Genomic DNA, 22,900 nt, shown 5'->3' with positions numbered 1-22,900 from the left:
GGTTGAGACATTTCATAATGTCTCAACCTCTCTTTTTTTTGTTATAATAAATGCTTTCTTATGACTTGCTCAATAATTGCAGGTATTTCTTCAAACGCACTTTTCATATTGATGCGTTCTGTTACTTGATGAGCATCTTTACCGATAGGTCCAATATTAATAACTGGTGCATTTATTTCTTGTATATCTTTAAATGGTATAAAGTATGATTGATTAAACACAGGTGTTTGTTCAATATAACTTTCAAATCCTAAATCGTCTTGTCTATATTTTGCGTAACTCAGATCACTAATGCCATTAAAGAAATATTGTCTTTTTGAAACTCTATCAAACTGACTTAAAGATGTATCACTAACAGTTTGAACAATTGCATCAATAAATGCATCTTCAGAAGAGTGCGCAGCTGGATAATAAGGTGGCGCAAAAAATGTTACGACACTTGGTCCTAAACCTTTCAACATATGCATAAAACGATCTGTAATTTCTATAGATTGTGCTCTTTCATCATGAATTTCATGAACCGTTTGTTCAATAATTTGATTGATTTTACTTTTACCATATTCTTCTATTGCGCGTGCTTTTAATTCTTTGAAGGTTAAGAGGTTAATTGATAATGTTTTATGAAAACCCTCGGATTTTAATGTTTCTTGATATGCTTTTTCACAATTGTGAATGGCATCTTTAACTACATCGTTAAAAATTTTAAAAGCTTGTTCTGCATTTCTGTTAAATAAAAATACATTATATAATGAAACAGTTCTAAATGGTGTTTGAACGTCATAATGATCTTTAATATCTCTACTCATGAGAGAAACTGGAAGCGGCGTCGTTTCATCTTTGTATGTTTCCTTAAACAAAGTACAGTATTCCATTTTGCTATTAATAAAACTTTGTATGAAATTCGAACTAATACCATTCAATGGTTGTCCAACATGTGTTTCTTTACCATAGCATAATACTGAAGGCATAATTTTGCCTATTGTCCCTGAATATACATAATGATTTGGGTCATTTTCTGCTTGTGAAAAAGTAGGTTCACTGTTTAAATGTAAAGCTATATCTAAATGATCTTCCTTACGAATTTGATTGAGCTTTTGAACGGCTACATGCATACCTTTAGACTCAACTTCTTCATCAGGTACTGAAACAACGATTATGTTAATATCCCATGATTCTTGGATTGCTTTTTCTATCATAGACATATGTATCATAAGACCTGGTTTCATATCCATTGAACCACGTCCAAATAAATAATTGTGCGTTTGGATATCTTTTTTAGCATCAGGCGTTAAGTATTTCATATCTTGTCTAAATATTTCTGTGATTTTATCCATATCGAAAGCATCATCTTTATATTCGCTATAATCATCGATACCAACAGTATCAAAATGACTTATACAAACGAGCGTTTTTTTAGATTGTGGTGCTTTGTAATATGCAAGAACTGCATGACGACCATCCCCGGTCGGTTGCAGCATAACTTGATGAGCATTACGCTTAAAATAATCTAACTTTAAGTATTGATCTCTTAAAAAGTAAGGAAAAGTCTTTTCTCCTTCTGAATGTGTTATAGATTGATGTCTGACTAAACTTTTAAGTAAATGACTTCTATCTTCAAACGTTTGCCATAATAAATCCATTGTGTTCCAGCCCCTTTAAAATAGTTCTTGAATCATTCTTTCTAATCTATTCAGTCCTTCTTCGAGTGCTTCTAAATTATAAGCATATGAAATTCTAATATAGCCCTTACCAATATGGGTGAAAGCTGAACCTGGTACAATCGCGACATGGTAATCTTCAAGTGCTTTCATACAGAATTCATAATCATCCATTCCGAAATGTGAAATTTGTGGAAAGATGTAAAATGCACCTTGAGGTTTTTCATTTAATTTAAAGCCTATGTCAATCAATCGCTTGTATACATAATCTCTACGTTCTATATATGCTTTATTCATTTCCTTAGGCGAATCAATTGCACTTGTTAGTGCTTCAATTGCAGCGTATTGGCTCGGCACATTCGCACAAATACAATTATAAGCATGTACAAAGGTTAATTGTTTCATAACATATTGTGGTCCTAATAAGAATCCGATTCTTAGACCAGTCATTGAATGTGATTTACTCAAACCACCTAGTAAAATACATTGATCTTTGATTGCGTCATACGAAGCGAAAGATGTATGAGTCTGATTAAATGTATTCTCTGCATATATCTCATCGCTGACAACATAAATAGGGTAGTCTTTAAATGCATCAACAAGTGCTTCTACTTCATGTTGATTCAACGTAATTCCAGTAGGGTTATTAGGATAATTCAGCAAGATAGCTTTTGTTTTATCAGTTATATGAGATTTAACTAATTCAGGCGTTATTTTGAGGCCAGTTTGGGTAGTATCTATGTATATAGGTTTAGCACCTAACAATTCAATAAGTGGGACATACCCAGCATATACTGGTGAAGGAATTAATACTTCATCGCCATGTTCAAGAATACCTCTTAATGTTGTGTCTAACGCTTCGCTTGCACCATTTGTGATAAGGATTTCATCTGTTTCAAATGAAGCATTAAAGCGATTTTTATAATATTGTGCAACGATTTTTCTCAATTCTGGTAACCCAGCATTATGAGAATAAGATGTAAAGTTATGATCAATTGCTTGTTTCATTGCATCTTTAACGCTTGTTGGTACAGGAAAATCGGGTTGACCAACTGTTAAGTTAATCACATCATCAATTTCAGGTATACGGTTAGATATCGCTCTAATTCCAGACACTTGAAGTTGAGATGCAAATTTATTTAATGGTAATTGCATTTTTTTCACCTCTTCAAAACGATAGTTTAATTATAACTTTAAAAAGCATACAAATAAATGAATATAGCAAAAATTTAGAAAACGTATTACAATAAGGGAAACATTACAATAATAGGGGATGTTTATATGGTGAATTTAGCTAATATGAATCAACGATTAAAGTTACTACTATCTTTAAATATTTTTGATTGGTTACCACATCCAACGTTTGTATTAATACAAAATAATGACGAACAGTGGATGGTTTCATTTGAAGAAGATTCAATACATATTTGTAGAGCAGAAGCTCAATTACCACATTTTCATCGATATTATTTCGGGCAAGATAATCGACTTATTAAGAATGCGCAATTTCATATCAAATTTAAAATGAAAGAAGAACTATCATTAGACGAAAGAAAATTTGTTTCAGACTTTATGCAACCAACATCTAAAAAAGAAAATCCAATATTATTTATTCAGTCAGATACACCTTATACGCAAGAGTGGGTAGATTATTTAACATATTTATTAAGCGCGAGTTATGAAGTATTAGAAAATCTTTATAATAATAATCATAAGCTAGCACCTATTACACATAAACATGTACAAATACCAGCATATTTATTAAATAGTGAAGATAAATTTATAGGTACGATATCGTATGAAACATTAATTAGATAAACAAAAAAAGCCAATCCTTAAGTTAAGTACTCAAAGGATTGGCTTTTAAATGCTTATTTTTTCTTTTTTGGTGGCTTTTTAATGTTAACAACAGGATTTGCATAATGTCTTACAATGTCGCTACTAAAGAAGTACACAATAGCAATTGTTATAAGAATAATAGCAATCCAAACATAGGGTTGGTCTAATAACATTTGATCCCATTCTTTTGAACGAAATAGACCTACGAAAAGACCATGTAGTAAATAAATAAACATTGTTCGAGAGCCAATATAAGTTAATGGTAACTTACGCTCTGGTATTAAATTTAAGAAACTAAATGTTGAAACGAAAATGACAACATATATGAATAATCTTTTAAATGCACTATAAACATCTACATCGCCTTCAAGTGCTGAATATGGTTTGCTACCAAATAACCATTCAAAGTTATAGTCAGTTAGTAAATAAGCGATAAAGATAACGATTAAACTAATGGAAGATAACCACATATGTTTTTTATTTCTTAAAATAAATGACTGTTCTTTATTAATGTAATAGCCTAATAAGAAAATTGGGAAGAATACAAATGTTCTTGATAGACTAAGTTTTGCATTAATAAAGTCAAAATAACCGACAACTAAACCTAATAATATTGCTACTGTGAATGTGATATATGGATTGAAGTTTCTCACAAAATGCAAAATAATATGCCATGAAAATAAACTTACTAAGAACCACATTGCCCATTGTGGATCGAAGGGACTAATATTTAATGTATCATCTCTATCAATATAGTAGTAATATAAACCATAAAATAATTGGAATATTAAATAAGGTAATAAGAGTTTGATTGTAATTTTTTTTATGTAACCTGGTTTTCCTACACCTTTAGCAAAGAATCCTGATATCAGTACAAATGCTGGCATATGGAAACTGTAAATAAACATATATAGTGCTTTGAAAATATGACTTTCATTAACATAAGATCTTGTTAAATGACCGAATACAACTAACACAATTAAGAAAAATCGCGCGTTATCAAAATAATGGTCTCTTTCTTTTTCGTTTGCCATGAAAAGTGCTCCCCTAAAACGATAATCTACAATTTGCTTGAAATGTAGATTATAAATTAAATTTTTCAAAAGTACAAATAATTTTATTTCGTTAATACTATAAAATCAAACGAATGCCTTATGAAAGGCATTCGTTTTAACTTTAGTATTATGCTTTATATTGATCAACATCGTAATATTGGCCATCTGTTTGAATCTGTTGATAGAAGTCGCTAATTCGTTTTGCATTAGACTTAGCAAAGTCTATGCCTGTAGCATATTGATGAACGCCAGGATTTTGCGGATTAAATCTCATTTTATAGAGTGTGTTTTGTCCAGATTTAATGTAATTATTAGCTATAAATTGAGCACCACCTAAGATTGCTTTTTCAGGTGTGTTCCATCCTGCTTGTTGTGCATATTTAATACCACCATATAATGCATTTTTATCAATAGCGCCAACCCCAAACATATTATAATATTTTGTTTGAGCATTTAAATCAACATTACCATTTTGGTCGATTGATCCGCCATTAGCTAAATCACTTGTACCATTACCAGTTTCTAATAACGCATGTGAAATTAAATATATTTCATTAATGCCTACTGCTTTTGCTGCTTGGCTAAAGGCATTACCTTGATTTTCAAGAATCCCTTTACCACGTAACAATTCATTTAATTTAGTTGCTGAAATATTTTGAGACTTGTTTAGGTCTAAAAATTGATATTTTTGAACTGGGTCATTTACATATTTACTTGTATCCATAGCATCTTTAACTTCAGCTCTCGTAGCATTTCTAATACCACTTGCTAATACTTTTTTAGGTTCAGAACCATTTCTTAATGCCATTTGAATATCGACAGCTTGATCTAACGTATATGGGCTAGTTGAAACATTTGTTGATTCTGTAGCGAGTTGTAAATACTTAGCATTAATCCATACAGTTTTACCATTTAATAAACCTTTATACCATAATTCATTACCAACTTTTTGAGATGAAATAACTTTAAAGTATGAATATTGGTAGTTTTGTAATGAACCTAGTAATGTTTTTTTAGATACTGAAGGTTCACTATAGAAATATCCACTGTTATCAAAAATTAAGTAGTTTTGATAGTTTTCTTTTAAAGCAATAGGCTGATTGTTAACAGCACTTGATTTTATAGCATTTGTCTTTTTAGGTTGAGCGACAGTTGCTTTATTAACAACTTTTGGTTGTGTTGTTACTTTTTGTAATTGAATGTCTTTAGCATTCACCCATCCTAATGGAATGGCATTATTATCTTGAAGTAGATAATATGTTTGATTATTATAAGTAGATTGTTTACCAATCTTGAATGTTTTTCCTGCTTTGTTGATTGCAGGTACAGTTTTTTGGTCATATACAGAAGTATATACACCAGAGATATTTTTATTAACTTTACCTAAATAGTTAACACGAACCGTTTTAGCAACTGCATTTGTTTTTGTTGTGTTAGAAGCAACAGGTTTCGGAGTTGCTTTAGGTTTCGCTGTGTTAGAAGCAACAGGTTTCGGAGTTGCTTTAGGTTTCGCTGTGTTAGAAGCAGCAGGTTTCGGCGTTACTTTAGTATTGTTTTGCAGTTGAATGTCACTAGATTTCACCCAACCTAAAGGAGTGCCGTTATTATCTTGTAATAAATAATATACTTGGTTGTTATAGTTAGATTGTTTACCAATATTAAATGTTTTACCAACTTTGTTAGCAGCTGATTTAGTTTTAGTATCATAAACTGAACTATAAACACCTGATGCGTTTGTATTAACTTTACCTTTATAGTTAACAACTACTGTTTTTGCAGGACTCGCTACAGGCGTAGTAGGTTTAGGCTTAGACACAACAGGTGTAGACGGTTTAGGTTTAGAAACTACTGGTGCAGTCGGTTTAGGTTTAGAGACTACAGGTGTAGACGGTTTAGGTTTAGAGACTACAGGTGTAGACGGTTTAGGTTTAGAGACTACAGGTGTAGACGGTTTAGGTTTAGAGACTACAGGTGTAGTCGGCTTAGGCTTAGGCTTAGAAACTACAGGTGTAGTGGGTTGAGTTACACTACCTGTTTTGTATAAATATTTCTCTCGCACTAAATCTATAAGTTCATTAAAAGTATAATTATTTTCAGCAAACCAACCATATGGGTCACTATGATCCGTACCACCTAAATATCTTGAAACAGCATCATGAGACCATAAAGTACCAGTACCATCATTTTCAGCACTATCAAATGGTAAGCCGTAATATGATAAATTAGTTGCGATATAATCTGCATAATTGTTAATAGAGCGAGCAAAACGATCTCCGCCATAAACACGAACTAATTCTATATGTATGAATCGTTCATTTGCGACGCCACCAGCACCCCAAGCTAAGTAATCAGTTGGCGCAACTTCAATAATATTATTATCATCTACAAAGGCATGTACAAATGCACTTTCATAGTTGTTTTTCATATATGCAATTTCGCCTTGAATTGTTGAATTAGGATTTGCAGTTTCATGTGCAATAATACCTTCAGGTTTACCAACACCATTACGATATGGAATTTTTGGAATATGACTTGAAAAATCTTCAACATATGTCGGAACTGCATAATTATTATTTCTAATTTGATTATTTATTGACGAACTTACTGTAGGACTATAAGAACTAGATGTAGTAGCGACAGCTTTTTTAACAACAGGCGCACTACTTACAGATCTAAATGCAAAAGTGCTAACTTGTGGTTGAACACTAGCAGTTTCTAATTGAACTTTGGCATTTTGCGTACTATTAGCCGCTTCAGTATCTTGAGCATCATTAGTAGAAGTAGGCTGAGCTAAGTCATCAGAAACCTGTTCATTGTTTATTTCTTCAGTATTGTCTTCTGTAGTAGTTACATCAGTATCTTGATCTACTTCATTAGAAGTAGATTGAGTAGTATCTTCAGAAACTTCTTGGTTGTTATTAACTTCCGTATTATCTTCAGAAGAAGCTACTTCAGTTTTTTGATCTTCTTCGTTAGAAGTAGATTGAGCAGTATCTTCAGAAACCTCGTTGTTATTCGTAACTTCAGAGTTATCTTCAGTAGAAGCTACATCAGAGTTTTGGTTTTCTTCTTTAGAAGTAGGTTGAGTAGTATCTTCAGAAACTTCGTCGTTATTCGTAACTTCAGAGTTATCTTCAGTAGAAGCTACATCAGAGTTTTGGTTTTCTTCTTTAGAAGTAGGTTGAGCAGTATCTTCAGAAACCTCGTTGTTATTCGTAACTTCAGAGTTATCTTCAGTAGAAGCTACATCAGAGTTTTGATTTTCTTCTTTAGAAGTAGGTTGAGTAGTATCTTCAGAAACTTCGTTGTTATTCGTAACTTCAGAATTATCATCAGTAGAAGCTACATCAGAGTTTTGGTTTTCTTCTTTAGAAGTAGGTTGAGTAGTATCTTCAGAAACTTCGTTGTTATTCGTAACTTCAGAATTATCATCAGTAGAAGCTACATCTGTGTTTTGGTCTTCTTCGTTAGAAGTAGGTTGAGTAGTATCTTCAGAAACCTCGTCGTTGTTCGTAACTTCAGAGTTATCATCAGTAGAAGTTACATCTGTGTCTTGTTCTACTTCATTAGAAGTAGGCTGTACTGATTCATTAGTTGTATTTTCTACTTTTTGGTTAGGCTCATCAATTATAGATGGATCTTTATATTCTTTAGTACCTGAAACGTTTAAAGATTGGCTTTTTAATTCTTTTTGTTCATCTTGAATCTGACTAGCATTATCATGTTGTTCAATGATGTTTTTATTTTCTTTGTTTGTGGTTTGTTCTTCTGCATTTACTTGATGTGATACAAGCGTAGTACCTGCTAAAGTCATTGCTACAAGTGCGGGTGTTTTGTAATAGAATTTTTTATCCATAAACAATCTCCTTTTGTATAGGTATTTATTTATAATCAGTATAAGGCTTTTTAATATTAAAAGATGAACTTTTTAAGAAATGTAATGTAACTTTAATATTTGAGATATTAATAATTTATCTAAAAAGTTAATTTCATAAAATAGTGAGGAATCATTTCTTCTAAGAATTCTTCACCTTCAGTTTTGTAACCTAATTTTTCATAGAAACCTTTAGCGTGTGATTGTCCATTAAGTACTGTACCTTTATATCCATCTTCACTAGCTTTTTGATTAATAAAATTCATCACATCTTTACCGTAACCAAATTTTCTATAAGGTTTTAAAACGGCAACTCTCTCTACTTTCGCATAACCATTTTTATAATTTCTAAAACGACCTACCGCAGCTGGTTTATCATTGTGATATAGAACAACATGCTTAGAAACATTTTCAAATTCATCTATCTCTGCGTCTATAGAAACACCTTGTTCTTCAACAAATACAATTTTTCTAATATTTAACCCATCTTGTATATCTTTTTGGCTTTCTGCAATTTTGATCATTATGATACCTCCATTGTTTTGATTCAATTTATTATACATTATGATTATTCTAATTGATGTAGTAAATTAAAAACTCAAGAAATAATAAATAGTTGGTAAATATAGGGGTGTATTTATCAAGACAGGGCAAACAAGATAAATAGAGGCGTTGTATTTATCAAGACAGGGCAAACAAGATAAATAGAGGCGTTGTATTTATCAAGACAGGGCAAACAAGATAAATAGGGACGCTTTATTTATCAAGACTGATCAAACAAGATAAATAAGGACGCTGTATTTATCAAGACTAGTGAAACAAGATAAATAGACATTGCCAAAATTGCAAGACGATGCTGACTAGCAACATAGAAGCTCCGTATGTTGCTAGTCATCCCAATTTAGCAACATTCACGTTACATATTCTCAATGAGTTCCATATTATTTCTGTTCACACAAAAAAGCTGAACCATTTTATATGGATCAGCTTTTAATTTATATTGTTTGAACTGCTTGTCTTCTAACGATTGCGGTATATTGCCAGAATAATCTTAATTGGTGAATACTCCAATTTGTCATACCCATTGTATATCCGCTCGGTGTAAATATTTGAATTTGGCTTGTTTCTAGTGCTGCTGCTACTAGATATTGTAAATGAACACTTAATGATTTCATTTCTTCTGTTAAACCTGTTTCTGTATATACCCATGAAAAAGGTAAGGGGTTATCAAAGATATTGATAACATTAAATATTTCTGGGATGGCAATGATATAACAAGCGCCATCTACAATTGGATCATTGTTTGCTTGATTATAGTATAGTAATAACGCTTCATAATTCTCATGATGTTCGTGATTAACATAGTACAAATTTTGTCTAAAGTGAGACAAATCTCCAGAATGAATTATTTGATTTTCAAGTGCATCAAACATTGTATTGATTTGTTCATATTTTTCATATGTTTTACGTTGAATCATAATTTGCCTCCTTTCCTAGTAAACTTCTGGACCAGGTTGTTGAGCGCTTTGATCCGGTGCTTGACCACTTTGATCTGGTGTTGTTTGTTGAGGTATTTCTTGTTGAGGTACTTCTTGTGATGGTGCTTGTTCTATAGGTTGTTCTACAGGCTGCTCAGACGGTTGTTCAGTTTGCTGCTGAGTTGATTCTTCAGTATCAGGCTCTATAGCAGGTTCGACTGTTTCAGCTGAATCGCTATTAATAGATGTGTTTCCACTCTTTAGACTTTTCTTAGATACTTCAATATAAGGTGTTAGATCTCCATATGCTTGAATCATCAAATAATTCATTAATTCTGTTTTCTTAGTCTTAGGCAAGTTTAAGTCTTTTCTAAGTTTATTAGACAGTTCTAATAAATTATCTAAGTCAGGATTGAAGAAGTAAACACCATTAAAATTAGCATCAGTTCCTGTAACTTGTTCGGTTTTAATTTTTACTTTACTTGATGAATAAGTCGTTGCTAAGTTTTGGATATCTTCAAATGAGAAATTGTGTTTCGCATTTTTACCAACGATTTTAACTAAGTCATCTAATTTATTAATTGAATTTGTTTCTTGAGCTTTTTTGATAATGGCTTTAATCATTTCCATTTGACGTTTACCACGTTCTAAATCTGAATCTTGTTTTCTTGAACGAACAACGGCAAGCGCTTCGTCACCAGATAAATTACGTTTACCTTTTTTGACTTTAATTCGACCTTTATCTTCAGTGTTTGGCTCATTTAAATCAAACGGTACGTTATATTCAATACCACCAAGTTCATCAACAACTTCAACAAAAGCTTCCATATTAATTCTTGCATAGTAATCTACTGGAACATTTAATGTACTTTCAACACTTTCCATTGAACCTTCTGGCCCATCTATTGCATGAGCATGCGTGATTTTATCATAATATTTTACGGCTGGTATATAACTTAATGTATCACGTGGAATACTAACCATACGTATTTGTTTTTTATCTCTATTAAAAGTTGTATAAATCATAGCATCAGTGCGAGATTGGTTAGCCTTTTGACCACCTTCACGTCTTGATGTACTATCATCGACACCTAGAAATAATACCGATACATGATCTAAACTAGGATCTACTGGTTTATCTCTTAAAGATGATTTGCTTTTTTTAGAATCAAGAAATGAATCATTAATTGCACCTTTAGTTTCAAGATAAAGCATGAGTCCAAATACTACGGGTAGAATCATGAGTACTATTGACATCAAAAGTAAACCTATTTTTGCGAATCTTTTCATATTATATATTTACCCTTCTATTCGTATTGTGTTTTGAAATATCTATTTTTGCATATTATACATCATATATGATTATACAAGTAAAATTCAACAATTTAAATGAATTATGTGTACTACTTATCAAATGTAGAATGTAAATTTGTTGTAAAATTTATGGAAATGGTGTAAATTATAGTGAAGAATGAGAGGTGAGACAAATGGCAAAAGTACTAGAAAAAGATTTAAATAGTATTAGTGAACAAATAGAATTAAATAGAGAGAATTCGTATGATGTGATTAAGCCTCCAACCGTTAATGTTCTAGGTTTGCCATTTGCAAACCTGACGGCAAATGAAATGGTAGAACGTATTAAATATTTTGTAAATCAGGAAACGAATGATAATTTATTTATTGTAACAGCTAATCCTGAAATTGCACATTATGCTTATAGTAATAATCACTATCAACGACGTATTAAACATGCAGATTATATTGTACCAGATGGAATTGGTATAGTTAAAGCAGCTAAATATTTAAATACGCCATTAAAAGAACGTGTTCCGGGAATAGAGTTAATGGAAGAAATGTTGAATATTGCAAACGCAAGTAGCAAGAGAGTATTCTTATTAGGATCTTCTAAAGAAGGCGTTAAAGCGACTCGTAAAATTCTAGAAGAACAATACCCTAATATTACGTTTGATCATAAACATGGATATAAACATGTACTAGATTATAAAGTAACTAAGAAAATTAAGAAATTTAATCCAGACTTTATTTTTGCGGCAATGGGTTTTCCTAAACAAGAAGATTGGATTTATTATAACCGTCATCATTTTGAACACACGGTAATGATGGGTGTGGGTGGCTCGTTTGATGTTATAAGTGGAAATGTTAAGCGTGCACCAAAAATGTTTATTAAACTTAATTTAGAATGGTTATATAGAATTATAACTGATTTGAAACGTGTGAATAGAGCACTTAAAATCCCACTGTTTTTAAAAGAAGTTCAATTTCAAAAATCATGTACACCTAAAAAGAATAAATATGATTATATGAAGAATAGATAAATAGTAACACCTTAATGTTGAAATTTAACATTAAGGTGTTTTATTTTATGAGGATTTTTAGCTATTTAATTGTTAACTAAATGTTATGATGGAGGTAACAATAAAAGTAGGTGACTTTGTAATGCGAGTACTGGAACTCATAAATCAACAATTAATAACAAATGAAGATAAAATTGCCATGTATATTGATGAGATGCATATATCTTATAACGATTTAATGATAGAATCTGAAAAAATTGCCACAGCGTTAATACAATATCCAAAGAATATTATGATTGGTATTACGATGAAAAACCCCATTCAGTTTATAAAATGGTATATTGCAGCTTTAAAGTGTGAACTAATACCATGTGTCCTTGATCCTTATATATCTGAAGAGAAAACGAATGAATTGTTAACGCTATATCATATTCCATTATTAGTAGATGACAGTAGTAAAGTTACGTATCGAAAAATAGAAAATAATACATCATTACCGCGAGATATTTTACATATTGGATTTACTTCTGGGACGACAGGCATACCTAAAGCTTATATGAGAAATCATCAATCTTGGATTCAGTCATTTAAATATAATGAAGACTTACTTAAGGGTTATACAAACATTATTATAGCTCCTGGTCCACATGCACATTCTTTAACACTATACGCTATGATTTATACATTATATACAGGTAGAACGTTTATTGGGCAAAAGAAATTTAATACTCAAATACTTAATAAATTAATCAATAAATTTAGTGAAAATCAAACGATGTTTATAGTACCTACAATGCTATATAGTTTATTGAATCATAACGTTCATTTAATGAATGTTACAAGTATTTTTTCATCAGGTGCAAAATTATCTACTCAAATATTTGAAAAATTTAAGCATAAGTATCCTTATATTGATTTAATTGAATTCTTTGGTAGCTCTGAAGCGAGTTTTATAAGCTACAATATCAATGGACAAGCTGATTCAGAATCTGTAGGTAAACTATTTCCATCTGTTCAAGTTCAAATTAAAGACAAAGATGAAAATGATATAGGTAAATTATATGTCAAAAGTGACATGACATTTAGTGGTTATTTGAATGAAGAAGTTCATGATGAGTGGATTAAAATAGGTGATTGGGCATCAATTTCTGCAGACCAAGAACTACGATTATTTGGACGAGAAAGTGACCGTTTAATAATTGGTGGTAAAAACGTGTATCCAGAGATTATTGAGCAAAAACTATTAAATCTAGATATTATTGATGAAGCAATTATTATAAGTAAGAAACATAATAAATTCGGAGAAATAGCAATTTTATTATATAAAGGTAAGGATCATTTGCAATATTTAAGCATGAAAAAGTATTTATTAGCATGTGGATTAAGTCGTTATGAAATACCATCTCAGATGATACGGGTTAAAAAGATGAAATATACATTTAGTGGGAAGATAGCGAGATATAAGATGAAATCTATTTATGAATTAGGAGGAGAAGCATGGAACCAGTTATTGTAGCTGCAAAACGAACGCCATTTGGTAAATATGGTGGGGTATTTAAACACTTAGAACCTGAAATGCTCTTGAAACCTTTATATGAATATTTATTTGCTGATCATGCTGAAGCACTTGAACATTTAAGTGATGTTGTTTTAGGAAACATAGTAGGTAATGGAGGGAACATTGCTAGAAAGTCATTGCTAGAAGCTGGTGTATCAATTGATATTCCTGGTGTCACAATAGATAGGCAATGTGGTGCAGGACTAGAAGCGGTAACGTATGTTTGTAGAATGATCCAAGCAGGTGCTGGTGAAGTTTATATTGCTGGTGGTGTTGAAAGTACAAGTAGAGCACCTTGGAAAATCAAGAGACCACAATCAGTTTATGACGCACCTGAATTTTTTGAGCGCGCTTCATTTGCACCTGATGGAGAAGATCCTTCAATGATTGAAGCGGCTGAAAATGTTGCACAAGTCTATCAAATCTCTAGAGAAAGTCAGGACGAATTTGCATACAATAGCCATCAAAAGACAATAAAAGCTATGGAAAAAGGTTATTTATCAAATGAAATTTATCCGATTAAAGTAGGGAATGAATGGATCCAACATGACGAAGGCGTTAAACCTAAATTAACTTTAAGAACGTTATCACGTTTAAAACCACTTATTAAAGATGGAACTGTAACAGTAGGTAATAGTTGTATGAAAAATGACGGTGCGGTTTTACTTTTAATTATGAGTAAAGAAAAAGCGACTGCTTTAGGTTATCATGAAGGATTGGAATTTATCGATAGTTCTGTAAAAGGTGTTGATCCAAGATTACTAGGTATAGGACCAGTACCTGCTGTAGAAAGAGTATTGAAAAATTCACAATTAACAATGAAAGAAATTGATTGTGTTGAATTTAATGAAGCATTTAGTTCTCAAGTGCTTGCTTCAAAAGATATGTTAAATATTCCCGACGATAAATTTAATTTGTATGGTGGCGCATTAGCTATTGGACATCCATATGGAGCTAGTGGTGCAAGCCTCGTTACACGTTTATATCATATGAAAGATATTGAGACATCGATAGCAACAATGGGAATAGGAGGAGGCATGGGACATGCAACATTATTTAGAAGATGGCATCGAAATAATTGAGGTTATTTTCAACAAAGAAGAGGTTGAAGCATATATACAGACACTTACTATAAAAAAGAATGCATCTTCTGTACCAGTATTGTATTTAGCAAGTATATGGCCAAAATTTTCATTGTTTGAACGTTTTTTAGAAAAAGAGATTTACTTAAAAGAAACCTCAGTTGAACAGTTTAAAGCATTAGATGTTGATACAATTTATAAAGCAAAATTAAAAAATGAGAAAATAAAAAAAGTGAAGTCGTTTACGATTTACGAATTTAGTTTAACGATTAAAAGCGGAGATGACATATACACTAGGCTCAACCAAACATTCGTTGGAAAGTGAGGTATAGTATGAAATTTGATATTAGTCTTGTTAATCAATATTTATCTATTATTCATGATTCAAATCCGATTCATCAAGAAATTGTACCAGGGCAACTTGTATGTGAATGGTTGTTAGAAGATGTTGAGTGGCAACATTTTACTGTAAGATACAAAAATCCAATTTATATAGATGAAACATTAGAAAAATCTTTGCAGGATAATAAGATTAAATGTATCAATGCACAAGGGATGGTAAAGATTATGATTGAAAAGCAATAAAGTACGTACTTAATTTATCTCTAACAAAAGTATAATTATAAACAGATTATATAATTATTTTACAATTAATTTAAAATCATGTAATCTTCATAAGTGACAAAAAATTGTGAGTTGGAGTACTTATGAATAGAAAACATGAAATTACTTATGCAAGGGCAATATTTTGCTTAATTATAGTAGCAGTGCATATATTATCAAATTACTTGAGAGACGTAGAATTACAAGATCATAATCGCATGGTTGTATTAACATTTCAAATATTAATTTTGTTTGCGACGCCGTGCTTTATTATTTTGTCAGAATCGTTGATATCTATGGTTTATAAAGATAAATTACCGAAAAATTTTCTAGTCAAACGCTTTAAATATATTATGATTCCATATTTTTCAATTGGAACATTTTATGTGTATACAAAGTATAAAGTTGATGGAAATGAAGAAACATTTTGGCAGTTGTTTAAAGAAAATTTATTAATTGGGAATTGGTATGGTTGGTTTGTCGTTGTCATATTCCAATTTTATATTCTACATTTAATCTTCCATAAAGCATTAAGCAAAGCAAATCCAGTTGTTATGCTGGTCATCAGCTTTGCAATCAGTCTGGCGCACTCATATTTAATGTATGATAATGATGCGTATACGAATTGGTGGAATGAATTTTACCCATTATTCCATAGAACGAATATTCTTTATTGGTTATTCTATTTTGTATTTGGTTATTATTTAGGTAGGTACTACAATGAAGTTCTAACGTTTGTGGAGAAGAAGTTTATGTGGTTAGTAGGAAGTTTAGCTGCCGTAACACTTTTAGTTATTTATTCAATTTATCAAAATGATGTAACAGTCGTTCAATCTAATCGCTATGACATTTTATTATATTCTTCATTAGCGTTTATATTTATATTAGTCATTTCTAAAAAGCTGTCTAAATTTAATATTAGCTTTTTATATTTTATTGGAGAAATATCATTCTTTATATACTTAACACATAAAATTATGGTCTATTACATGGCAAAATATACATTTCATTTTATAGATCAATTCTTTATGTATAATATTGCAACGTATATCTTTGCATTATCGTTAAGTGTCGGTTTAGCAGTTGTTCTTTCATTTTTACCACTTTCTAGATTTATAATTGGAAGAAATTCTATTAACTCAATGATTAGAGGAAACTATAGAGTAGAATAAAAAAAGCACGTCACCTTCATTATAGGAGGTGACGTGCTTTTGGTTATTTAAAATAAAAACGTGTAGCATCTAACTCGTCTTTAAAAGCTTTTTTATCGTTTGCTGACTTTTTGTTGAACTCTTTTAAGAATGCTTGGTATTTTGGAAGTACATCTTCAGTAGAACCAAAATCTTTTAGTATGCCGCCTTCAATCCAAGCTATTTTTGTACAAAAATCTTTAACTTGACCTATATTGTGACTGACAAAGAAAATAGTCTTGCCAGCTTCTTTAAATTGATTCATTTTATCTAAACTTTTCTTAGTGAATGTTTGGTCACCAACAGATAATGCTTCATCAATAACAAGAATATCAGGATCAACGGTTACATTGATTGCGAAACCTAATTTAGATTTCATACCGCTTGAATATTTCTTAACAGGTTGATATATAAATTCACCTAATTCAGAGAATTCTATAATTTGAGGTGTAAGTTCTTTAATTTGTTTTTTAGAGAAACCAAGTAATAACATTTTGTATTCGATATTATCTATACCGTTTAATTGAGTGTTTAAACCTGAGTTAATTGCAATAACGTTAACATCACCGTGGCGTTCGATTACACCGTCTGTTGGTTGTAGTGAACCACCAATAATATTGCTTAATGTTGATTTTCCTGATCCGTTAATACCTACTAAACCGATAATATCGCCTTCGTAAGCAGTGAATGATATATCATTCAGCGCTAAAAATCTTTGTGATTGATGCTTTGGTAAAAACACATCTTTTAATCTATCTTTATTACTACGGAAAATTTTATATTCTTTTGTTAGATTATTAATGATAACTGATTCTTTCATATGTACTTCATTCCTTATAATTATTAACAGTTCTATTATGCATTATTTTATGAGTTTAGTAAATTTATTGTAAATTCTGTTAGAATCATGTAAATTATATATGTTCTATAATTACGAGATTAACCTAAAGTTTAATATATCATCTATGCTCATTTGATGCTATATTAAAGATTAAGTTATAAATGTCTTAGCGAGAGAGTGATATTCATGCATGCTGTTTTTACAGTAATAAAAGAGCACGTCAAAAACTTTTATTTGATTCAAAGATTAGCACAATTCCAATTGAAAATTTCGAATCATGATAATTATTTAGGATTAGCTTGGGAGCTTATTAATCCTATACTACAAATATTTGTATATTGGTTTGCATTTGGTTTTGGTATACGTCAGAATGCTCCGATAAATGGTGTACCGTTTATCTTATATTTATTAGTCGGTATTAGTATGTGGTTCTTTGTAAACCAAGGTATACTTGAAGGGACTAAGTCAATAGGCACTAAGTTTAATCAAGTTGCAAAGATGAATTTTCCGTTGTCAGCAATACCTGCTTATGTTTTAACAAGTAGATTTTATGGTCATATTATTTTAGTTTTAGTTATTATTTTATTATGTATACCAACTGGTATTATACCTTCGATTTATATTTTACAATTATTTATATATTTACCTTTAGTGTATTTATTTGCATTTTCAGTTTCATTATTAACGTCAACTTTAGGTGTTATTATTCGAGATACACAAATGGCAATGCAAGCTATTTTGAGAATGCTATTTTACATGTCGCCAATTCTTTGGGTACCTGATAAAGGTTCAGTGATTGAAATGATAATGAAATTAAATCCAGTTTTCTTTTTTGCAGAAGGTTACAGAGCGGCAATATTATATGATAATTGGTACTTCATAGATCATTGGCAATTATTACTTTATAATATATGTGTGACAGTGTTATTCTTTGTAGTAGGTGCAATATTGCATGTTAGATTTAGACAAAGATTTGCTGACTTTATTTAAAATGATTAATAAATGATAAGGCTGAGACATCGATGATTGTCTCAGCCTTTATCTCAATTTAGAGCTTCTCATGGTCAATTTTTTAACTTTAGTAAATTTTACGTAAGGAAGTGTCAATGTGGTAAGAAACATAATTAAACAAGTCTATCTTTCAATTATTTTTGTATTTAATAAATTATTTAAAAGTAATGTGAAACGTAAAAATGTTGTAATATTTATGACTTTTAAAGAAGATGTATTACCTATTATTGAAGCATTAAAGAAGGAACAATATCATATTACAGTTATTGCACATCCAAAGTGGATTAATTTTTTGAATGATTTAGAAGTAGATAAAGTGATCAATTTAAGTAATAAATATGTCTTGCAACAGTTAAAAGCAATTAAAAGTAGTAAAATAATCATTATCGATACATATTATTTATTATTAGGAAGTATCAGTAAAACACCTGAACAAAAAGTTATACAAACTTGGCATGCTGCCGGTGCCTTGAAGAAATTTGGATTAGAAGATAAAAGTATTAATCTTGAGCATAAACAACTGATAAAAAATTATTTATCAGTTTATCATTTTACTGATTATTATTTAGTAAGTTCAGATATTATGGAAGATGTCTTTATTAAAAGTTTAGATGCCAAGCCCAATCAAATATTACCTTTTGGATTACCAAGATTAGACCAATATAAACATAAACATGAGTATCCTAATAAAACTAAAAAAATAGCTTTATATGTTCCTACTTATCGAGACTATACAAATGAAATTCATACGATAGATAAACAGAAATTTGAAAAAATGTGCCCTGAATACGAACTTGTGACTAAATTACATCCAAGCATTACTTCACATGATTCAGATCCGAGAGATATACAAGATCTAGTTGAAATGGCAGAAATCATCATTACAGATTATAGTTCATTAAGTATTGAAGCCGCACTATTAAATAAGACGATTATTTTCTATAGTTATGATGAAGCAAAGTATGATGAAATGAGAGGACTCAATCAATACTATTATGAAATGACGAAAGAGAACAAAGCTTATGATTTAGCAACACTTTATAAACTTGTGAATCTGAATAAAATGAATAATAAAATTAAACCAATGTGGCATCAGTATACAAACTTTGATGCAACTCAAAAGTTAGTTGATTTTATAAACAAAGGAGCTTAACAATATGGAAGTAAGTGTTATCATCCCTATTTATAATGCAGAAAAAACAATAGAGCAAACCATTGAATCAATTAAAAGTCATTATGAGCATGAAATCATTTGTATCAATGATGGATCTAAAGATAATAGTGCAGATGTAATTAGCAAAATTAATAATCCTAATATTGTACTTGTAAATCGAGAAAATAAAGGTGCTGCGGCAACGAGAAATGAAGGCATTAGTATCGCAAAAGGTAAATATATTATGTTTTGTGATGCAGATGATAAATTAGGTGAAGGTATTATCGACAAGATGATTGATGCGATAAAAAGAAATGATACAGATATCGTTGTCGGTAAAGTTTCTCATTTAATTGGTGATCAGATTAGGCCGATTCAAACTTACAATGATTTAAAAGCTGTGGATCATACGACATTAAACTTAACACCAGAAGTTACGCAGTCTATAGGTCCTTATGGTAAATTGTATAAACGTGAGATATTAGAAAATATTAGATTTGATGAAGATATTACTTTTTGTGAAGAGCATACCTTTAATTTAAAAGCTTGGTCAAAGAGTCGTATTACAATATTAGATGATCCAGCTTACTTATATAACATAGGCATTGAAGATTCTATAGTAGCGACAAGTTACAAAAATATTGAAAAATATTTAAATGATGCCATTGAAGTTAGAAAAAGAACAATGGACATTTTAAATGGTTTAAAAGAAAAAGTGAGTAACTACTATAGTTATAGAATGGATTATCTCATCATATACTTTTTAATTCGAAATAATTTTATGAAAGTAGAGAACTTAAATCATGTTATTGATCCAGCGATAAAGTATTTAAAAGTCGTTCAACAACTTCAAACGAATAGTGTGATAGACTTGAAAGAGCTCGTATTAACAATTGCTGCGAATTACAATTATGAAAGATTTAAAGAAGTGGCAAGTAATTTAGATATGCAAATTGATAAAAAAGCTTATCGTTCTTATAAATTTAAGCTACTGAAACTAAAGACAAAAATGAACTTAAGAAATATCAGAAATAAAAGTAAAAAAATATCTCATTAAATATTATAAAATTTCAAAAACTACTAACAACTGTAAAATGTTGTTAGTAGTTTTTTGTATTATGTAGATGAATTTATAATTAAAATCAATATTTACACTAATTAAATATTTATTACACATACTTTACATCGGTTAATTGTTTGATATAATTTATAATTGCATATCAAACTAATATAAGATGGAGTTTAAAAATGAATAAAAATATGATTGATATAGAAAGAAAATTTAGACCTGAAATTGAAGGTTTAAGAATTATTGCGGCTTTATTAGTCGCTATTTACCACATTTGGTTTGGTAAAGTATCTGGTGGGGTAGATGTTTTCTTTGTTGTATCTGGCTTCTTGATTACAACATCTATTATATCTACAATCAATAAAACTGGAGAATTTAAGTTTTGGCCATACATATCTAAATTAATGAAGCGGTTATTTCCACTAGCATTTATCATTATATTAGTCATATTGGTATTAAGCATATTCTTCTTACCATCAACCATTTTTGATAAGACAATGAAAGAAGTCGTTTCATCTATGTTCTATTATCAAAACTGGCAATTGGCATTGAGTAATACTGATTATTTAGATGCACAGCAAATGAAAAGTCCACTTGAACATTATTGGGCAATGTCTATTCAAGGGCAGTTCTATATCATTTGGTTCTTATTATTTACAGGTGTATTGTTCCTAATAAAAAGATATGATTTATCAAATGGCAAAAAGTTAGTCAATTACTTACTTGGTTTTATATTTGTTGTGTCATTTGCATACTCAGTTTATTTAACTGCTGTAAATCAACCTTTAGCATATTTTATTACGTTTACAAGAGTGTGGGAATTTGCATTAGGTGGTTTACTTTGTATTAACTTAAGCAGAATTAAAATTAGTAATTTAACAGCTGAAATTATTGGATGGATTGGTCTTATAGGGTTAATTTTAACAGGAGCAATATTTGATGTATCAACGATGTTTCCTGGTTATATCGCTTTATGGCCAATGACTTGTGCATTACTGATTATTTTATCAGGTAATAAAGATACTAAATACGGTGTTAAGAACTTCTTATCTATGCCGATCATGATTAAACTTGGTGGGGTTTCATTCGGAATTTACTTATGGCACTGGGTATTACTATCATTCTACAAATACAATATTTCAGAAACACCAGGTATTATTTCAGGGGTGCTCATTATTGCATTATCTATTGCACTTTCATTCATTACGACAAAATATATTGAAACACCAATTAGAAGTGCAGAATTAAATAAAGTAGCATTCAAGAGAATTGGTATCATTGCACTAGCTAATATTATTTTAATCGCTGGTTTAGTTTCTCATAATGCCTATGTAAAAATGTCTGACGACAAAGCGCTAGCATCGAAAGATTATCCAGGAGCATTAGCTGCAACTTCAAAACAAAAAATTAAAGAAAATGATCCTAAGCCTGAATTCGCCAATGTGTTTGATGATTTGCCACAATCACACATAGACGATTCTAATCAAGGTTTAAAAAAATCAGATTTAAAAATTGGTACTTATGGTAAGAAAAAGGACTATAAAGCAACAATCGCTTTAGTAGGTAGTTCACATTCTGAACATTGGTTAGGAGCAGTTATTGAAGCGGCTAAAGAGCATGATTACAGAGTGATTAATATCACGAGATCAGGTACAAGATTCTCTACTGGTTATGATGATAATTCATTAAAAGGACAATGGGTTAAAAATGTGGAAAACTATTTAAAGAAATCTGATGATATTGATTTAGTGTTGTCACATGTTACAGCAGCTGACTCAAATAGCGATAAGATTCAACAACAAATGGTAGATGAATTATTAAAAGTTAAAAATGATTATAATATTGAAGTAATGGCAATAAGAGATATTCCAAGATATGAGTTTAATGTTTCAGAAGAACTAGAAAAATCTGGTGAAAAAGAAACAATTAAACTTATGAATAAAGGAAATAATCAACAAGACTCTTCATATTGGAAAAAACTATCAGAAACAAACAAAGATTTACCAAAATTCGATCCATCTGAATACTTTAAAATGAACGGTGAATATAGACCAATTATAGGTAATATTGTCGTGTATCGAGATATGGACCATATGACAAATACCTATTCAGAAACTTTTGGACCTATTTTAGGTAAAGAAATTAAATCTGTCGTTAAAAAATAGAGAGTGGAG

At 30.5% G+C, this 22,900-nt stretch carries 19 protein-coding genes; 11 read left to right on the top strand and 8 right to left on the bottom strand.

The features are described 5' to 3' along the window. Positions 1–41: 41 nt before the first annotated feature. Both LQ675_RS02090 and LQ675_RS02085 read right to left on the bottom strand, forming a co-directional pair. The gene (locus LQ675_RS02090; protein ID WP_239726683.1) at positions 42–1,640 is read right to left on the bottom strand and encodes a M20/M25/M40 family metallo-hydrolase; all 1,599 of its coding nucleotides are present in this window, start codon (positions 1,638–1,640) and stop codon (positions 42–44) included. A gap of 15 nt (positions 1,641–1,655) precedes the next feature. Beyond that, the gene (locus LQ675_RS02085) at positions 1,656–2,813 is read right to left on the bottom strand and encodes an aminotransferase class I/II-fold pyridoxal phosphate-dependent enzyme (protein ID WP_107602269.1); all 1,158 of its coding nucleotides are present in this window, start codon (positions 2,811–2,813) and stop codon (positions 1,656–1,658) included. A gap of 126 nt (positions 2,814–2,939) precedes the next feature. Here LQ675_RS02085 and LQ675_RS02080 point away from each other — a divergent pair, with 126 nt between their 5' ends. After that, positions 2,940–3,476, top strand: coding sequence for a hypothetical protein (locus LQ675_RS02080; RefSeq protein ID WP_048542098.1), 537 nt, complete (start codon positions 2,940–2,942; stop codon positions 3,474–3,476). A 53-nt stretch (positions 3,477–3,529) separates the two neighbouring features. On the opposite strand, the gene LQ675_RS02075 is transcribed toward LQ675_RS02080, so the two are convergent. The 5 genes from LQ675_RS02075 to LQ675_RS02055 form a co-directional block, all read right to left on the bottom strand. Beyond that, on the bottom strand, positions 3,530–4,531 hold the full coding sequence (locus LQ675_RS02075) for an acyltransferase family protein (protein WP_048542100.1): 1,002 nt from the start codon (positions 4,529–4,531) through the stop codon (positions 3,530–3,532). A 148-nt stretch (positions 4,532–4,679) separates the two neighbouring features. Further along, a complete protein-coding gene (locus LQ675_RS02070; protein WP_239726685.1) occupies positions 4,680–8,408 on the bottom strand; it encodes a glucosaminidase domain-containing protein in 3,729 nt (1,242 codons plus the stop codon). Between the two features lie 119 nt (positions 8,409–8,527). Beyond that, entirely contained in the window at positions 8,528–8,950 is a 423-nt protein-coding gene (locus LQ675_RS02065) for a GNAT family N-acetyltransferase (protein ID WP_239372151.1), read from the bottom strand. A 471-nt stretch (positions 8,951–9,421) separates the two neighbouring features. Continuing rightward, positions 9,422–9,901 carry a DUF2538 family protein gene (locus tag LQ675_RS02060; protein ID WP_025905460.1) on the bottom strand — a complete coding sequence of 160 codons (480 nt, stop codon included), beginning with the start codon at positions 9,899–9,901 and terminating at the stop codon, positions 9,422–9,424. Between the two features lie 18 nt (positions 9,902–9,919). Then, complete coding sequence (locus LQ675_RS02055) at positions 9,920–11,161, bottom strand: LCP family protein (protein WP_239732940.1); 1,242 nt, start codon at positions 11,159–11,161, stop codon at positions 9,920–9,922. Positions 11,162–11,391: 230 nt separating this feature from the next. Between LQ675_RS02055 and LQ675_RS02050 the strand changes: the two genes are divergently transcribed. The 6 genes from LQ675_RS02050 to LQ675_RS02025 all read left to right on the top strand — a co-directional run bounded on the left by LQ675_RS02050 (position 11,392) and on the right by LQ675_RS02025 (position 16,634). Continuing rightward, positions 11,392–12,240 (top strand): WecB/TagA/CpsF family glycosyltransferase, encoded by an 849-nt coding sequence (locus tag LQ675_RS02050; RefSeq protein WP_239726688.1) that lies wholly within the window; start codon positions 11,392–11,394, stop codon positions 12,238–12,240. Positions 12,241–12,325: 85 nt separating this feature from the next. Continuing rightward, a complete protein-coding gene (locus LQ675_RS02045) occupies positions 12,326–13,735 on the top strand; it encodes an AMP-binding protein (protein WP_239726690.1) in 1,410 nt (469 codons plus the stop codon). Next, on the top strand, positions 13,717–14,859 hold the full coding sequence (locus tag LQ675_RS02040; RefSeq protein ID WP_239726692.1) for a thiolase family protein: 1,143 nt from the start codon (positions 13,717–13,719) through the stop codon (positions 14,857–14,859). The genes LQ675_RS02045 and LQ675_RS02040 overlap by 19 nt, the downstream gene beginning before the upstream one ends. Next, positions 14,822–15,184: a hypothetical protein gene (locus LQ675_RS02035; protein ID WP_075577821.1), complete on the top strand. Its 363-nt coding sequence runs from the start codon at positions 14,822–14,824 to the stop codon at positions 15,182–15,184. The genes LQ675_RS02040 and LQ675_RS02035 overlap by 38 nt, the downstream gene beginning before the upstream one ends. 8 nt (positions 15,185–15,192) lie before the next feature. Continuing rightward, positions 15,193–15,444, top strand: a complete 252-nt coding sequence (locus LQ675_RS02030) for a hypothetical protein (protein ID WP_048542113.1) — start codon at positions 15,193–15,195, stop codon at positions 15,442–15,444. Between the two features lie 122 nt (positions 15,445–15,566). Beyond that, positions 15,567–16,634 carry an acyltransferase family protein gene (locus LQ675_RS02025; RefSeq protein ID WP_048542115.1) on the top strand — a complete coding sequence of 356 codons (1,068 nt, stop codon included), beginning with the start codon at positions 15,567–15,569 and terminating at the stop codon, positions 16,632–16,634. A gap of 43 nt (positions 16,635–16,677) precedes the next feature. On the opposite strand, the gene tagH is transcribed toward LQ675_RS02025, so the two are convergent. Next, positions 16,678–17,472, bottom strand: a complete 795-nt coding sequence (gene tagH / locus LQ675_RS02020; protein ID WP_048542117.1) for a teichoic acids export ABC transporter ATP-binding subunit TagH — start codon at positions 17,470–17,472, stop codon at positions 16,678–16,680. A 207-nt stretch (positions 17,473–17,679) separates the two neighbouring features. On the opposite strand from tagH, the gene LQ675_RS02015 reads away from it, so the two are divergent. From LQ675_RS02015 to LQ675_RS02000, 4 genes are all read left to right on the top strand, one after another. Beyond that, positions 17,680–18,483, top strand: a complete 804-nt coding sequence (locus LQ675_RS02015; protein ID WP_048542119.1) for an ABC transporter permease — start codon at positions 17,680–17,682, stop codon at positions 18,481–18,483. Positions 18,484–18,601: 118 nt separating this feature from the next. Then, positions 18,602–19,657: a CDP-glycerol glycerophosphotransferase family protein gene (locus LQ675_RS02010; RefSeq protein ID WP_075577822.1), complete on the top strand. Its 1,056-nt coding sequence runs from the start codon at positions 18,602–18,604 to the stop codon at positions 19,655–19,657. 4 nt (positions 19,658–19,661) lie between these two features. After that, entirely contained in the window at positions 19,662–20,714 is a 1,053-nt protein-coding gene (locus LQ675_RS02005; protein WP_107610478.1) for a glycosyltransferase family 2 protein, read from the top strand. Positions 20,715–20,905: 191 nt separating this feature from the next. Further along, complete coding sequence (locus tag LQ675_RS02000; protein WP_075577823.1) at positions 20,906–22,891, top strand: acyltransferase family protein; 1,986 nt, start codon at positions 20,906–20,908, stop codon at positions 22,889–22,891. Positions 22,892–22,900: the final 9 nt, after the last annotated feature.

Source organism: Mammaliicoccus sp. D-M19, assembly GCF_022386695.1.
Lineage (GTDB): Bacteria > Bacillota > Bacilli > Staphylococcales > Staphylococcaceae > Mammaliicoccus > Mammaliicoccus sciuri.
The sequence above is the reverse complement of the archived record's forward strand: the minus strand, read 5'-3'. Positions and strand labels throughout refer to the sequence as shown.